The organism is Demequina litorisediminis (assembly GCF_030161615.1).
Classification (GTDB): domain Bacteria; phylum Actinomycetota; class Actinomycetes; order Actinomycetales; family Demequinaceae; genus Demequina; species Demequina litorisediminis.
On record NZ_BSUN01000001.1, the window covers coordinates 82,151 to 95,736 of the forward strand.

At 69.5% G+C, this 13,586-nt stretch carries 14 protein-coding genes and 7 pseudogenes; 6 read left to right on the forward strand and 15 right to left on the reverse strand.

The genetic code is table 11. The features are described 5' to 3' along the window. Window positions 1-920: 920 nt before the first annotated feature. The 5 genes and pseudogenes from QQK48_RS20870 to QQK48_RS00540 form a co-directional block, all read right to left on the reverse strand. Window positions 921-995 (reverse strand): annotated as a pseudogene (locus QQK48_RS20870) (hypothetical protein); the annotation flags it as partial. Next, entirely contained in the window at window positions 992-1,405 is a 414-nt protein-coding gene (locus QQK48_RS00525) for a hypothetical protein (protein WP_284327117.1), read from the reverse strand. The pseudogene QQK48_RS20870 and the gene QQK48_RS00525, both read right to left, overlap by 4 nt. Next, window positions 1,359-1,640 carry a hypothetical protein gene (locus QQK48_RS00530; RefSeq protein WP_284327118.1) on the reverse strand — a complete coding sequence of 94 codons (282 nt, stop codon included), beginning with the start codon at window positions 1,638-1,640 and terminating at the stop codon, window positions 1,359-1,361. The genes QQK48_RS00525 and QQK48_RS00530 overlap by 47 nt, the downstream gene beginning before the upstream one ends. Before the next feature lie 316 nt (window positions 1,641-1,956). Beyond that, entirely contained in the window at window positions 1,957-2,304 is a 348-nt protein-coding gene (locus tag QQK48_RS00535) for a hypothetical protein (RefSeq protein WP_284327119.1), read from the reverse strand. Continuing rightward, window positions 2,297-2,818 carry an APC family permease gene (locus tag QQK48_RS00540; protein WP_284327120.1) on the reverse strand — a complete coding sequence of 174 codons (522 nt, stop codon included), beginning with the start codon at window positions 2,816-2,818 and terminating at the stop codon, window positions 2,297-2,299. The genes QQK48_RS00535 and QQK48_RS00540 overlap by 8 nt, the downstream gene beginning before the upstream one ends. A 114-nt stretch (window positions 2,819-2,932) precedes the next feature. Between QQK48_RS00540 and QQK48_RS18590 the strand changes: the two genes are divergently transcribed. The 3 genes from QQK48_RS18590 to QQK48_RS00550 are packed head-to-tail and all read left to right on the forward strand — an operon-like array spanning window position 2,933 to window position 4,282. After that, window positions 2,933-3,358 carry a potassium channel family protein gene (locus QQK48_RS18590; protein ID WP_348523353.1) on the forward strand — a complete coding sequence of 142 codons (426 nt, stop codon included), beginning with the start codon at window positions 2,933-2,935 and terminating at the stop codon, window positions 3,356-3,358. 31 nt (window positions 3,359-3,389) lie between these two features. Then, window positions 3,390-3,599: a TrkA C-terminal domain-containing protein gene (locus QQK48_RS18595; RefSeq protein ID WP_348523354.1), complete on the forward strand. Its 210-nt coding sequence runs from the start codon at window positions 3,390-3,392 to the stop codon at window positions 3,597-3,599. Beyond that, complete coding sequence (locus tag QQK48_RS00550) at window positions 3,596-4,282, forward strand: potassium channel family protein (protein WP_284327121.1); 687 nt, start codon at window positions 3,596-3,598, stop codon at window positions 4,280-4,282. Before QQK48_RS18595 ends, QQK48_RS00550 begins: the two co-directional genes overlap by 4 nt. Before the next feature lie 134 nt (window positions 4,283-4,416). Here QQK48_RS00550 and QQK48_RS20875 read toward each other — a convergent pair. The 6 genes and pseudogenes from QQK48_RS20875 to QQK48_RS00575 all read right to left on the reverse strand — a co-directional run. Further along, window positions 4,417-4,920 (reverse strand): annotated as a pseudogene (locus tag QQK48_RS20875) (DUF3159 domain-containing protein); the annotation flags it as partial. After that, on the reverse strand, window positions 4,917-5,195 hold the full coding sequence (locus QQK48_RS00555) for an OB-fold nucleic acid binding domain-containing protein (protein ID WP_284327122.1): 279 nt from the start codon (window positions 5,193-5,195) through the stop codon (window positions 4,917-4,919). The pseudogene QQK48_RS20875 and the gene QQK48_RS00555, both read right to left, overlap by 4 nt. Continuing rightward, the gene (locus tag QQK48_RS00560) at window positions 5,192-5,794 is read right to left on the reverse strand and encodes a DUF3710 domain-containing protein (RefSeq protein WP_284327123.1); all 603 of its coding nucleotides are present in this window, start codon (window positions 5,792-5,794) and stop codon (window positions 5,192-5,194) included. Before QQK48_RS00560 ends, QQK48_RS00555 begins: the two co-directional genes overlap by 4 nt. Then, a pseudogene (dut, locus tag QQK48_RS00565) lies at window positions 5,787-6,243 on the reverse strand (dUTP diphosphatase). The gene QQK48_RS00560 and the pseudogene dut overlap by 8 nt, the downstream one beginning before the upstream one ends. 7 nt (window positions 6,244-6,250) lie before the next feature. Beyond that, window positions 6,251-6,551 (reverse strand): annotated as a pseudogene (locus QQK48_RS00570) (DUF4193 domain-containing protein). Window positions 6,552-6,662: 111 nt separating this feature from the next. Then, window positions 6,663-7,487 carry an inositol monophosphatase family protein gene (locus tag QQK48_RS00575; RefSeq protein WP_284327124.1) on the reverse strand — a complete coding sequence of 275 codons (825 nt, stop codon included), beginning with the start codon at window positions 7,485-7,487 and terminating at the stop codon, window positions 6,663-6,665. Between the two features lie 128 nt (window positions 7,488-7,615). Here QQK48_RS00575 and QQK48_RS20880 point away from each other — a divergent pair. Together QQK48_RS20880 and sepH are read left to right on the forward strand one after the other, a co-directional pair. After that, window positions 7,616-7,756: pseudogene (locus QQK48_RS20880) on the forward strand (hypothetical protein); the annotation flags it as partial. Between the two features lie 25 nt (window positions 7,757-7,781). Beyond that, window positions 7,782-8,675 carry a septation protein SepH gene (gene sepH / locus QQK48_RS00585; protein ID WP_284327125.1) on the forward strand — a complete coding sequence of 298 codons (894 nt, stop codon included), beginning with the start codon at window positions 7,782-7,784 and terminating at the stop codon, window positions 8,673-8,675. Here sepH and QQK48_RS00590 read toward each other — a convergent pair. From QQK48_RS00590 to QQK48_RS00600, 4 genes and pseudogenes are all read right to left on the reverse strand, one after another. Continuing rightward, window positions 8,627-9,034: pseudogene (locus tag QQK48_RS00590) on the reverse strand (RBBP9/YdeN family alpha/beta hydrolase); the annotation flags it as partial. The gene sepH and the pseudogene QQK48_RS00590 overlap by 49 nt on opposite strands. A gap of 16 nt (window positions 9,035-9,050) precedes the next feature. After that, on the reverse strand, window positions 9,051-9,203 hold the full coding sequence (locus tag QQK48_RS20885) for an alpha/beta hydrolase (protein WP_431308258.1): 153 nt from the start codon (window positions 9,201-9,203) through the stop codon (window positions 9,051-9,053). Next, complete coding sequence (locus QQK48_RS00595; RefSeq protein ID WP_284327127.1) at window positions 9,200-9,976, reverse strand: alkaline phosphatase family protein; 777 nt, start codon at window positions 9,974-9,976, stop codon at window positions 9,200-9,202. The genes QQK48_RS20885 and QQK48_RS00595 overlap by 4 nt, the downstream gene beginning before the upstream one ends. 394 nt (window positions 9,977-10,370) lie before the next feature. Next, window positions 10,371-10,937: a DUF5998 family protein gene (locus tag QQK48_RS00600; RefSeq protein ID WP_284327128.1), complete on the reverse strand. Its 567-nt coding sequence runs from the start codon at window positions 10,935-10,937 to the stop codon at window positions 10,371-10,373. 121 nt (window positions 10,938-11,058) lie between these two features. Here QQK48_RS00600 and QQK48_RS00605 point away from each other — a divergent pair. Beyond that, window positions 11,059-13,513, forward strand: a pseudogene (locus QQK48_RS00605) (DNA gyrase/topoisomerase IV subunit A). Window positions 13,514-13,586: the final 73 nt, after the last annotated feature.

Consider the following 13,586-nt stretch of genomic DNA (forward strand, 5'->3'; position numbering starts at 1 on the left):
GGAGCGCGGGGGTCAAGCACGATCGCGTCCAGGTGGCCGATGCCGTCGCGCAGGGTGCGGCGCACGTCACCGTGGACGATGCTCGCCGAGGGGTAGTCGTGGAGGTTGCGGCGCGCGGCGCGCGACGCGCCCGCGTGCGCCTCCACGGACACCACGTCGCGGCCCGCTGCGGCCAGCGGGAGGGTGAAGAGGCCCGCGCCCGCGTAGAGATCGGCCACTCGCTCGGCCTCACCGACACGTTCCAGCACCTCGGCCACCAGCACGGCGGGCGCGCCACGGTGGACCTGCCAGAAGCCGTCGGCGTCCACCTTGTACTCGTAGGTGCGCTCGCCCACGGTGACGCTTTCGCGCAGGGTGCGAGGCGCGTTGGGGCGGGTATCGGCCTTGCCTGAGCGCCACGGCTTGCCGTTGACAGTCACTCGCACCGTGCCGTCCGAGCCTTGGGCGACCGCGACGCGGGCTCCCGCGGGGAATCGTTGGCCCAGGAGCGCGCGCTCCACGTCTTCGGTGGCCAGCGGCATCTCGGACAAGGGCACCAAGCCGTCGCCACGGTGGTGGTGCATGCCTGCCTTGCCCTCGGCGTTGGCAGTCGCCGTGACACGCGTGCGATACCGGAGGCCATGCGCGGCGTCGTCGCCAGCGACGGCGGCCACCGTGCCCCCGAAGGGCCGCTTGGCGAAGCGTTCGAAGGACTCGTCAAGCACGGCCTGCTTCCAGGCTCGCTGACCGGAAAGCGAGACGTGCGCGAGTTCGCCGCCGCCGATGCCGCCCGGGCCGGCCTCGGGCCAGGCACTCGCGACGCGATCGGGTGAGGCCTCACGGATTTCGATGGCGTCCGCCCGCCACAGCTTGGCATCATCGCCCGCCTCTGTCAGGCGCGCCAGGACGCGCTCCCCTGGCAGGGCGTGGCGAACAAAGACCACCCGGCCCTCATGGCGCGCGACGCAGTGGCCACCGTGCGCCGGGGCGCCGATGGTGAGTTCGATATCGGTCATGGCAGTTGCTCTCCGGGGACGGGCGCCTCTTCGACCGCGGCGGCCTCGCGAGCCGACTCCAGGTGCCAGGGAACGGCCGCGACGACCACGCCCTTCATGCCGAGGAGCTGCTGGCGCAGGCGGGTCGTGGCGCGGTTGTGCAGGAAGCGCTCCCACCAGCGGCCCACGATGTACTCGGGCACGTAGACGACCACCACTTCACGCGGGTTGGCGCGGTGAATGGACTCGATGTACTCCAGTGCGGGGCCTACGAGGTCGCGATAGGGCGAGTCAAGGATGACGAGCGGCACGCCAGAGTCGATGCTCCCCCACATGCGCTGAAGCTCGAGCGACGAGTCGCGGTCGGTCTGCACCGCGACGGCCTCAAGCGAGGAGTGACGCGCTGCCTTGGCGTACGCGAGGGCGCGCATGGCGGGCCGGTGAAGCCTGGTTGACGAGCACCACGCCGTGGGTGGCGCTCGGCAGCGCCACATCGAGATCCCGCTTGGTCAGGCGGACATCGGCGCGGACGGCGGCGTAGTGCCGGTTCACGGCGTGCATGCCGACGATGAGAACCGCGATCAGCACGATGGCGATCCACGCACCGTTGACGAAGTTGAAGACCGCCACCACGATCCACACCACGCCTGCGACCGTCGCGGCCACCGCATGCAGGGCGCGGCGCAGCCTGCAGGCGCACCCTCGCGCCCGCCACGGTCGTGAGACCCAGGCGTGCCGTGGTCCAGCGCACCATGGCGACCTGGCTCAGCACAATCGCGGCGAAGACTCCCACCACGTACATGTGGATCAGGGTTTCCACCTCGGCGCCGGCGAGCACCACCACCACGGCGGACATCGACGCGATGATCAGGATGCCGCCACGCAGCACTAGGCGGTCGTTGCGTTGCGAGAGCCTGGCGGGGCAGGTACGCGTCCTGAGCCAGGTAGGCGCCGAGGCTGGAGAAGCGCCGGAACACTGCCATCACGGCGACATAGAGAATGGCGCCAGCGAGAACGGCGATGGCCCACACGATGACTGCGTGGTCAAACACCTCCTGCGCGACCTGGAGGAGGATGGGCCCCTTGACCAGCCCGTGATGCGGTAGAGCCACGACAGGTAAGCCACCACGAAAAAGGCGACCGCCGAAGCCGCGACGGCCACGACCAGCGTTCGTCCTGCCCGGCGTGCGCGCGGCTTCGCGTGATAGGGCGCTGACGAGGCGAGGTGCTCGATGCCGGTGACCATGACCGCTCCGGACGCGATCGCCCCGGCGTACGAGAACCAGATCGACCACGTCTCCGGCGCGTTGGCGGCGATCGGGTCACCCACGGTGTGCTGGCGGGCAAGCCCGAAGACCAGCATGATCGCGATGACGGCGAGGAACCCGAACCACACAAACAACAACACGCGCGCACGCTCGTGCACGGCGCGCAGCGCGACGAGCGTGATGAGTCCGAGCAGGATGACGCCCAGCAGCGCATCCCAGTCCTGCCACGCGGGAATGACGAAGGCCACGAGCCTGGGTGATCGCGGCGACCGAGACCGCCACCGTAAAGAGGTAGTCGACCAGGACCGCGGCCCCGGTCACCACCCCGGCCCTGCGGCCAAGGACGTCTCGCACGAGGCCGTAGTCACCGAGGGCGTCCGGCCTGGCGTGAAGGTTCGAGCGATACGCCAGCGCAAGCAGCAGCATGATGCCCACGACACCAAGCGCCATGAACGGAATCGCTCCCTGCTGGCTGCCGCGTCGCAGCGCGTCCACCACCGCATCGGGCGCATAGGCCACCGCTGAGAGCACACCGGCTCCGAAGACGGGCAGCGCGAGTCGGCTACGCAGCGTCACCGGCGCTGCGGCGTCGGTGGCTACCGGCGCCCCGAACGTCAGGCGCCTCAGCCGTTCCCAAAGACCTCGCACGTCGCACCATCCTAGAGGCCGGTGGGTATAGCGTGGGGTCTCGTGCACATCGTCATCATGGGTTGCGGACGCACCGGCGCAGCGCTCGCCGGGCAGTTCGAGTCTCGGGGCCACTCCGTCGCCGTGATCGACCGCGTGGGAGACGCGTTCCGTCGCCTCCCCGCCGACTTCCAGGGCCAACGCATCACCGGCATCGGCTTTGACCGCGAGACCCTCGTGTCCGCGGGCGTCGAGGACGCCTACGCGTTCGCCGCGGTCTCGTCAGGAGACAACTCCAACATTCTTGCCGCCCGCGTGGTGCGCGAGACGTATGGCGTAGAGAACGTCGTGGCACGCATCGCCGACCCCGGCCGCGCCGAGGTTTATCGCAGGCTAGGCATCCCCACCGTCGCGCCGGTCCCGTGGACCAGGCTCGCAGATTCTTTCGCGGCTCCTGCCCGGTGGCGCCGACGAGGGTTTCGCCGATGAGACGGCGGGCATCGCCGTCCGGAGGCTGGCGTTGCACGATGCGTGGATCGGCTCTACCGTCGCGGCGCTCGAGGCGGCCACCAAGGCACGGGTCGCGTACGTGGTCCGATTCGGCTCCGCCGTGTTGCCCGAGCCCACCACCACCGTCCAGGTCGATGACGAACTGTGGTTTGTGATCCCCGACGCCGTTCGTGCCCACGCCGAACGTACCGTTTCGCGTGTTCCCGGAGGTACGGCGTGAAGGTCTTGATCGCAGGAGCAGGCTCCGTGGGGCGCTCGATCGCGCGCGACCTGCTGGAGCATGGCCACGAGGTCATGCTGATGGACGCCTCCCCCGCCGCGATGCGTGTCGCTCAGGTGGCAGAGGCCGACTGGATGCTCGCCGACGCCTGCGAAATGGCGGCGCTGCGCGAGGCGGGCACCGAGACGATGGATGTGGTGGTGGCCGCCACCGGCGACGACAAGGCCAATCTGGTGGTGTCCTTCCTCGCCAAGACGGAGTTCGGCGTGCCTCGTACGGTGGCACGCGTCAACAACCCGCGCAACGAGTGGATGTACGACGCCCAGTGGGGCGTCGACGTCGCGGTGTCCACGCCCCGCATCATGACGGCCATGGTCGAGGAGGCCGTCGCGGTGGGCGACCTCGTCAAGGTCTTCACGTTCCACCAGTCGGGCGCCTCCATCATGGAGGTCACGCTTCCCGCCGACTCTCCTGTGGTGGGCTCCACCATCCGGTCCATCGAGTGGCCCCAGGAGATCGTGCTCTCGTGCATCGTCCGTGGTGACCGGACCATCGCACCCAGCCCGTCAGACACGCTCGAGGCGTACGACGAGTTGCTGTTTATCGTGTCGGCTGAGGCGGATCCGGAGTCTCTGACGCCGGTGCTGCGCTCCGCACCACCATCCACACCGCCCACAGAGTAAGCGCAAACAGCGGCACGCCCATGGCGAGCCGGGCGGTGCCGAGTGCGGCCACCTGGTCCGTGAGGTAGAGCGGCAGCCTGCACGGCAAGCCGCAGGGCAAACATCGCCACGAGGAGCGCCGTGGCCAACTGCATGGCGCGCATCTGGCTGCGATGGTGACGCCAGGAGGTGCCCTCGCCTCGCAGCAGACCGGCCACGATGCCGACGACGGGCCATCGCACCGCCATGGAGATGGCGAGTCCGATGACGTAGGCACCGTTGAGCCACAGCCCCGGCACGTAGTAATCGCCCGCGTCGCCCGTGCGCCATGCCCAAATCGCACCGATGGCGACGCCCACAGCGCCGGAGAGCGCCTGCTGGACCGAGGACCGCTGCGCGAGTCGGATGACCACCAGGACGAGCATGGTCACGACGGCTGCGATGACCGGCACACGCATCGACCCATCGATCAGGTACGCGGCCACAAAGACGACCCCAGGTGCGGCGGCCTCGGCGAATCCGCGCCAGCCGCCCACCGCCTCGGCGAGGTTGAAATCGTCCGAGTTGAGCGCCTGGCCGAGCCCGCGTGCCGCCTCGGGACGCGTCACCATGGGCGTCTCGTCCTGGCTGGGCGTATCCGCGTCTGGCGACTCGCTCATGACAGCCAATACCTCGGGTTGTAGATGCGCGGCAATGCCTCGGCGTCCGACACCCTGCCCTCGATGGTCACCTGTGCGCCGGCCTCGATGCCGGGGATCGCCCTGCGTCCCATGAAGACGGCCTCGATACGCCCGGTGCCATCGTCGATACGAGCCGTGAGACGCGGCGCCGCGTCGTGGGGTTCGACCTGCAGGGCGACCACGCGTCCCGCGACCGTCACCACCTCGCGTGCCGTGGCGTCGGCGATGGCCTGATGCGCGGGAGCGATGCTCATGCGCGTCCCGTGGGCGCGCCACCGGGACGGGGTGCACCCGGCGGAGGGGTCAGTGTCATCACAGAGCCGGCCACCGCGGCCGCGGGGCCACGGTCCACCGCGCAGCGCGACACCAGGGCGTTGACCTTGTCACGAGTCTCCGCCTCGTGGACGGTGGGGCCGATGCTCGTCACCTTCAGCATCCACCGGTCGCCGTCGACGGCCTGGACGCGCATCGGGATCGCCACGGTGGTGCCGTCGGGACGTTCGTGGCCACGCAGCACGGCAAGTTCGGGACCGAAGTGGCCCTCCTCGACGGTGACGTGGGCACCCTCGCCGCGCAGTCGTTCGGTCATCTGGGGCCGCAGCACGTTCCACCGCGACTCTCCGCGCGGTGCCGCCACCACCTGGTGAATCTGCACGTCACCTGAACGCACGGACACCGCTCCACAGGTCTTGGTGCCCGCGTCGTACTCGGGCCGGAACCGCAGTTGGTCCACGGTCCCCACGCGGAGGACGCCGAAGTCGATGAACGCGGTGTCCTCGGGCGCATCGGCCAGGTTCCATGGTCCCTCGGCAACGGGCAGCCCCGCCAGGACGTCGGCAAATTCCTCAGCCATCGGACACTCCCGTCGACCCGAAGCCGCCCTCTCCCCGATGCGAACCGGGGAGACGCGCGACCTGGATGAAGTCGGCGCGCTCGACGCGCTGAATGACGAGCCTGGGCGATGCGGTCACCGGCTTTGAGCACCACGGGCTCGCGCACATCGGTGTTGAGGAGGGTGACCTGAATCTCGCCTCGGTAACCGGCATCAACGGTACCGGGGGCGTTCACAATCGTGAGTCCGCGCTTGGCTGCAAGGCCGGAGCGCGGGTGAACGAAGGCCGCGAAACCGTCGGGAAGGGCGATCGAGAGCCCCGTGGGGACGGTGACGCGCTCCCCCGGTGCGATCTCCACGTCCACGCGTGTCGTGATGTCCGCGCCCGCATCCCCTGGATGCGAGTAGCGCGGCAGCGGAACGTCGGGCGAAGTGGTGGAGACCAGCACGTCGAGGGAGGCCATCGTCATCGGCCGATCAGGCCGCGCACTCCGTGCAGATCGGCTGGTCGCCACGCATCTCAGCGAGCCTGGCTGCGGTGGTGGACCAGGAAGCAGGACATGCAGGTGAATTCGTCCTGCTGCGCCGGAAGCACACGCACGGACAGTTCCTCACCGGACAGGTCCGCACCGGGGAGCTCAAAGCCCTCGGCAGCCTCGGTCTCGTCCTCGTCGACCACGCCCGACGTCTTGTCGTTGCGGCGGGCCTTCAGCTCCTCGATCGAGTCGGCCGAGATCTCGTCGTCGGTCTTGCGGGGAGCGTCGTAGTCAGTTGCCATCAGGCAGTTCTTCCCTTCGGGTGTGCAACATGTGTCTACACAATGTCGCGCGAGGGTGATTTGTTCCCTCGGGCGCAGGCATTGTGCCCCAAAAACGGGCGAAGCGCGACTCTACCGGCGCGCCGCGTCCCACATGTCCCCCGCGCTGGCGGCATCGAGCGCGTCTCGCAGTTCCTGCCACCGCTCCGGAACGGCTGCGATCAGGACGCTGGAGTCCGCAGGCCCGCCAGCCAGATTGCCCGTTTTCACCCCCGCTTCCTGGGCAATCAGGAGCCCCGCGGCCATGTCCCAGGCCTGCAGTCCGTGTTCGTAGTACGCGTCAATCGTGCCCGCCGCGACGAGGCACAGGTCGACGGCGGCCGAACCCAGCCGACGGATGTCACGCACCTGGTCGAGGAGCGCCGCGGCGACAGCCCCTTGGAGTCGCCTGCGTTCGGCGACGTACTGAAAGCCGGTCGCGACGAGGCTCTGCGCGAGCTCGGGCCCTCCGTCGCGACGGAGGGCCACGCCGTCGCGCCAGGCACCCTCACCCCGGGCTGCCGACCACAGCACGCCGGAACCGTCAACGATCGCACCCGCCTCGATGGTCCACCGTGCGGGCGACGGATCGCCGGTGACCGCCGCCACCGACACGGCGTAGTGCGGGAGTCCGTAGAGATAGTTGACGGTGCCGTCGATGGGGTCCACCACCCACGTCACGCCCGACCGGGTGGGAACGTCGTCGCCCTCTTCACCAAGGATGCCGTCGTCGGGTCGCAGTGCGGCAAGCCGCGTCCGGATGAGCCGCTCTGCCGCAAGGTCCATCTGGGTGACGATGTCCACGCTCGACGACTTGGTCGCCGCGACCTCCGCTTGAGAGCGCCCGTGCCGCACGAGGTCTCCCGCCTCGACGGCGAGGGTGCGGGCAACGTCGAGAAGGGTGCGGGCTTCCGTCATGGCTCCATGGTGCCGCACACAGGTGCGAGGCGATTGTCCCCTCGGGCGTGGCGCGCGCCCTTTCGTCCGGCACGCGTGGCACCCTGTTGGCATGACGCGACTTTCCTTCGTGCGACCGGGAGACGACGGTGAGCACCTGGTGCTCACCGGGGAGTCGGGAGAGCCTCTTCGAGCTCGCACTGACCGACGACCTTCGCCGAGCGGTCGCCACCGTACGCCCACGCCGCGCCGCCGATGAATCCGGCGACGAGGCCCCCACCATGAGCCCGCGAGAGATCCAGCAGCGCATCCGCGGTGGACTTAACGCCGCCGAACTCGCCGAGGCTCACGGGCCAGCCGCTCGCCGTGCTCGAGCGCTACGAGAGCCCCGTGCTTGCGGAACGCTCATACATCGCCGACCTCGCCCGCGGCACCCGCATCGGCCGCGAGTCCGACTCCCCTGTCCTCGGCGAACTGGTGACCGATCGTCTCGCGGGTCGCGGCGTCGATCCCGAGGCGGTGCGCTGGGATGCGTGGCGCGAACTCGACCAGCCGTGGATGGTGGCCGCCGACTACCGCGTCGACGACCGGAACGTGCGTGCGCAGTGGGCGTTTGACCACACCGCGCGGGCCGTGACCGCGCTCGACGACGAGTCGCGTTGGCTGACCGAGACAGAACTCCTCGACGTGCCGATCCCCAAGCGTCACCTGAGCGCCGTGCGCGACGCAAAGGACGAGGCCGCTCCGCTTGACCAGGCACGCCCCGCGATGCCTGCGCCACTGGAGACGGAGCCCACGCCCACCGAGTTGCTCCTTGAGGACCTCGAAACGCGTCGCGGCACGCGGGACTCCGTCGACGCCGACGACCTCGACGACCATGACGACGATGGCGGCTTCGAGGGCTTCGGTCCCGCGGTGCAGCGCCAGCGTCAGGCCGATGTGGGCTTCACGTCGCCGCCCGCAGGCTCGATGGGTCACCCCGCGGGGTCCGCACGCCGGCCGCAGGCCCAGTCCACGGCCCCGAGCGCGGCAACCTCGGAGGAGCCCGAGTCGTCGGCGCCCGAACGGAAGTCGTCGCGCCGCAGTGGCCGGTCGTCAGTACCGAGCCTGGGACGAGATCGTTTTTGGGGCGAAGAACGACTAACCCTCCCCGCTGGCGTTCACTCAGCGGTAGCGAGCGCGAGGGATTCCAGTAGTTCGAGGCCTTGAGGCCACGCTCCGAGTCCGGAGTCCGCGTTGATGTGCCCGTATGAACCGATCACGGTGAGCGGCGCACGCGTCTGCGCGGCGTACCACTGCGCGTGCTCGAGTGACCCGTACGGGTCGTCGGCACTGGCCACCGCGATCGCGGGCCCTCCCACCTGCTCAAAGGCGTCGCGAGCAAACCCTTGGATCGCCTCGGGCGCGGTGGGCCTGCCGGGGTCAGGAGGCGCCACGAGCAGCGCTCCGCGCACCCTTCCGGCGTTGGCGGCCATCCAGATGGCGCTGACGTAGGTACCGAGGCTGTGCGCGACCAGAAGGGGCGCAGCGGCACACGATGCGACGGCACGGTCGAGCGCCTCGATCCAGTCCGCGAGGTCCGGCTCATCCCAGGCTCAACGGCGCGGTGCGCGTCGCCTTCGGATGCGCGTCCTGCCACAGGCTTTGCCAGTGTGCGGACCCCGACCCGCCCCACCCCGGAACGATGACCAGGTGGGCGGCTCCGCTGGAGACTCCAAACTCCACCTCCGTGCTCATGCGCCCTCCCCCGCCACCATCAGTGGCACTCTCAACTCCGCGGGCGTCAAGGAGCCGTGCATGCCTACCAGCGACAGCGAGGCACGGGTCTGTGTCCGCGAGTCCACCACACTGGCCCTGCCTGCCATCGCCACCACCACGTCTCCGATGCGGTCGACCACGCTGGCATCGAGAGGCCCAAACAGCCGGTGCTCTCGTGCCTCGTCACGGGTGGCGACGACAGCCGAGTCTCCGAGTTCCTCCGTCCACCGCTGAGCCACCGTCGCTGCCTCCTCGGGCCGCGCAAGGTGGAGGTGCATGGCGCGCGGCTCCCCCGCCACCAGGGCCACACCCTCGCGCAACGGCGCGCTCTCGGCGACGTCCCACCGGGGTGCGTCGGTGACATTCACCATGCCGTGATCCGCTGTTGCCACCATGGTGGCGCCACGCGGCAGCGACGATGCCAGACGCCGCAACGCCCGATCGGCGTCCTCGAGCGCGGCGACCCAGGCATCGGAACCCCATCCGTGGTGATGCCCTGCCTTGTCAATCTCGGCCCAGTAGAGGTACGTGACTCCCGGCTTGCGTGCGGCGCTCAGCGCGGCGTCCACGCGGGCATCGAGGCCCTCTGCGCCCACGAACGTACCGCCGCGCAGCGCGGCTGTGGTCAGCCCCGAGCCCTCAAACCTCGGCTTTCCGATGGTGGTGACGCTGACCCCGTGCGCCTGGCCCGCCTCCAGGAGGCTGGGGTGCGGCTGCCATTCCTTGGCGTCGTACGCGCCCTCCCATGACACGAGGTTCGCGAGCCTTTCCCGTGCGCGGGTTGCGCACGGTGTACCCGGCCATCCCCGTCTGACCCGCGGGACGGCCGGTACCGAGGAATCCGAGCGAGGAGGCCGTCGTCGAGGGATAGCCCGCGGTCAGACCCTTGCGCGCGATTGACTTGAGGAACTGCGCGTGACCGCCCCACTCCCCCAGGCTGAGCCTGCCCGAGCCCGTCAAGCAGCACCACGATGACGTGCTGCGAACGCGCAAGGCCCAGCCGCGCCTGGTCGGCGCGGGCGTCGCGAGCCTGAACCGCATCGGCCGCTCCCACGGCGGAAAATGCGGCCGAGAGGACGGCGCCGAGGTCTCGGCGACCGTAATCGGGCAGCGTCAGGCCCGCGGCCACGAGACGCTCGGGGAGATTCACCCGCGACGGCCGAGCGCACGCTGGAGCGCGTCGGCGAAGTCCTCGAGCGCCCGCACGGTCTCGGCGCCATCGGCGATGGCGGACACCCGCACCAGCGTGTCGTCGCCTGTGATGCCGCCCGTGTAGCCGTGATCCGCGTCGCACGACTCGTCACCGCACGATGCGGGCTCGAGTTCGATGCGCGAATGCACGCCCCACCCCACCGCGAGCACCAACTCACTGGGGGCGTCCCCGTCAGCAAAGTTCTCCGGGTGGTGCACCACATGAGTCATCGCCGTGTGCGTGACGGCTGTGAGCATGGCGGTCTCGATGGTGGCCGATGCCTCGTGGGCGCCCTCCACCGAGTGGCCGGCGCCGTCATCGATGTGCATGCGCAGCAGCCGCGAGTCCGTGAGCACCAGCACGGTCATGTGGCGGCGGACCTCACGGTCGTCGAACGTGGTCTCGGCGTGGACGAAGTGTGCCTGGACGGTCTCATCACCGATGGCTCTGCGCAGCACAGAACTGGCGAGGGCCGGGTAATACCCGGCGACGGCAACGGCCTGGTCGAGCGTGTGAGACATGCGGGACATTGTTCCACCTTGCCGCGAGTGTCACCACCGGCCCGCGTGCCCTGTGCACAGGTGTCAGCGCGGTGCGAGACAATGACCGGCAGTCAAAGTCCCGCTCACCCCCAGGAGACCCATGGCCGTCGTGCCCGAGAGCCACATCGTCGATATCGACGTCAGCGCCGAGATGGAGACCTCGTTCCTCGAGTATGCGTACTCGGTGATCTACTCGCGCGCCCTGCCGGACGCGCGCGATGGCCTGAAGCCCGTGCAACGCCGCATCATCTACGCGATGGGCGACATGGGCCTGCGACCGGACCGCGGGCACGTGAAGTCGTCCCGTGTGGTCGGCGAGGTCATGGGTAAGTACCACCCGCACGGCGACAGCGCTATCTACGACGCCCTGGTGCGTATGGCGCAGCCCTTCTCGCTGCGACTCCCGCTGGTGGATGGTCACGGCAACTTCGGCTCGCTCGACGACGGCCCCGCCGCGGCGCGCTACACCGAGGCGCGTCTCGCGAAGGCTTCCATGGCCATGATCGCGGACCTCGACGAGAACGTCGTGGACCGCGTACCGAACTACGACAACAAGGCTCACACAGCCCGAGGTTCTGCCCGCGGCCCTTCCGAACCTGCTGGTCAACGGAGCCTCCGGCATCGCTGTCGGCATGGCCACCAACATGGCGCCGCACAACCTTATTGAGGTCATCTCCGCCGCCCGCCACCTCCTCGAGAACCCCGGCGCCACCCTGGATGAGCCTGATGCGCTTCGTCCCGGGACCCGACCTTCCCGGCGGAGGCAAGATCGTAGGGCTCGACGGTGTGCGCGAGGCGTACGAGACCGGTCGCGGCAAGTTCATCACCCGCGCGACCACACGCATCGAGAAGGTGACCGCACGGCGGCAGGGCATCGTCGTGACCGAACTGCCGTACCTGGTGGGACCAGAGCGCGTCATCGAAAAGATCAAGGACGCCGTTTCCGCCAAGAAGCCTCCAGGGCGTGACGGCCGTCACCGACCTGACGGACCGCCATCACGGCCTTCGCCTCGTCATCGAGATCAAGAACGGGTTCAACCCCGATGCCGTGCTCGAGCGCCTCTACAAGGCTCACGCCGCTCGAGGAATCGTTCTCGATGAACAACGTGGCGCTCGTCGAGGGCCAGCCGCGCACGATGGGCCTCAAGGAGATGCTGCAGGTCTGGGTCGGGCACCGCCTCGACGTCACCCGCCGCCGGTCCGAGCACCGCCTCGGGTCGCGACGCGACCGCCTGCACCTCGTGGACGGCCTGCTGGTGGCCATCCTCGACATCGACGACGTGATTCAGATCATTCGTTCGTCCGAGGACACCGCCGAGGCGCGCGAGCGCCTCATGAAGGCATTCGACCTCTCGGAGATCCAGTCCGAGTACATCCTCGAACTGCGCCTGCGTCGCCTCACCAAGTTCTCGCGCCTCGAGCCTCGAGAACGAAAAGGCGCAGTTGCTCGCCGAGATCGCCGAGCCTGGAGGAGATTCTCGCCTCGGATCGCGCACTGCGCGCGGTGGTGGGCGCGGAGATGGATTCCGCGGCAGCCGAGCACGGCACGCCCCGCCGGACCATTCTGTTGGCAGAGGCGGGCGCGGTGACCTCCGCAGCCGCGGCTCCCGGCGCCGTCTCCGGCCGGGCCAGCAAGAGTGCCGCTCCGTCCCTCGAGATCGAGGACACGCCCTGCTACGCGCTGTTGTCGGCCACGGGCCTGGTGGCTCGGACCACCGACGACGAGGCCCCGGTGCGCGACGGCCGTCGCAGCGCCCACGACGTGCTGCGCTCCGTGCTGCATACGTCGACGCGTGCGGACATCGGCGTCGTGACCTCCGCAGGCCGCGTGCTGCGTCTGTCGATGATGGAGCCTGTCCGCCATCGCCCCCACCAGCGAGCCGCCGTCGCTCGGTGGCGGCTCGCCGCTGTCCGAGCACCTCACGCTCGACAAGGATGAGGAGCCGCTCGCGCTCATCTCGCTCACCTCCGACGTGCCGCTGGCGCTCGGCACCTCCGACGGTGTCGTCAAGCGCGTCAAGGCCGAGCCTGCCCCCAATAAGGACGCCTGGGAAATCATCTCCTTGCACGAGGGCGACCGCGTCATCGGCGCCGCCCCCGCCTCGGACTCCAGCGAACTCGTGTTCGTCACGGATCAGGCGTCGCTGCTGCGCTTCGCGGCCGACAAGGTGCGGCCGCAGGGCCGATCCGGCGGTGGCGTCGCGGGCATCAACCTTGAAGACGGCGTCAACGCGCTGTTCTTCGGGGTGGTACGTACCCCGGCCGATGCGGTGGTGGTCACCATCGCGGGCTCGTCGACCGCGCTGCCTGGCACGGTTCCCGGTGCCGCCAAGGTGACGCCGTTCTCCGAGTACCCCGCCAAGGGGCGCGCCACCGGCGGCGTGCGCGCACACCGGTTCCTCAAGGGCGAAGACACGCTGCTCATCGCGTGGGTGGGCAAGGGACCCGCGAAGGCCACCTCGGGCGCTGGCCAGGAGGTCGCGCTGCCCGAAGATCACGGCCGACGCGACGGTTCGGGATCTCCCCTGGCCACTCCGGTGCTCGGCATCGGATAGGACGCCAGCAGGCCACGCGCAAGGGCCCGCCCCCGGATCACTCCCGGGGGCGGGCCCTTGCGCGTGATGGCGT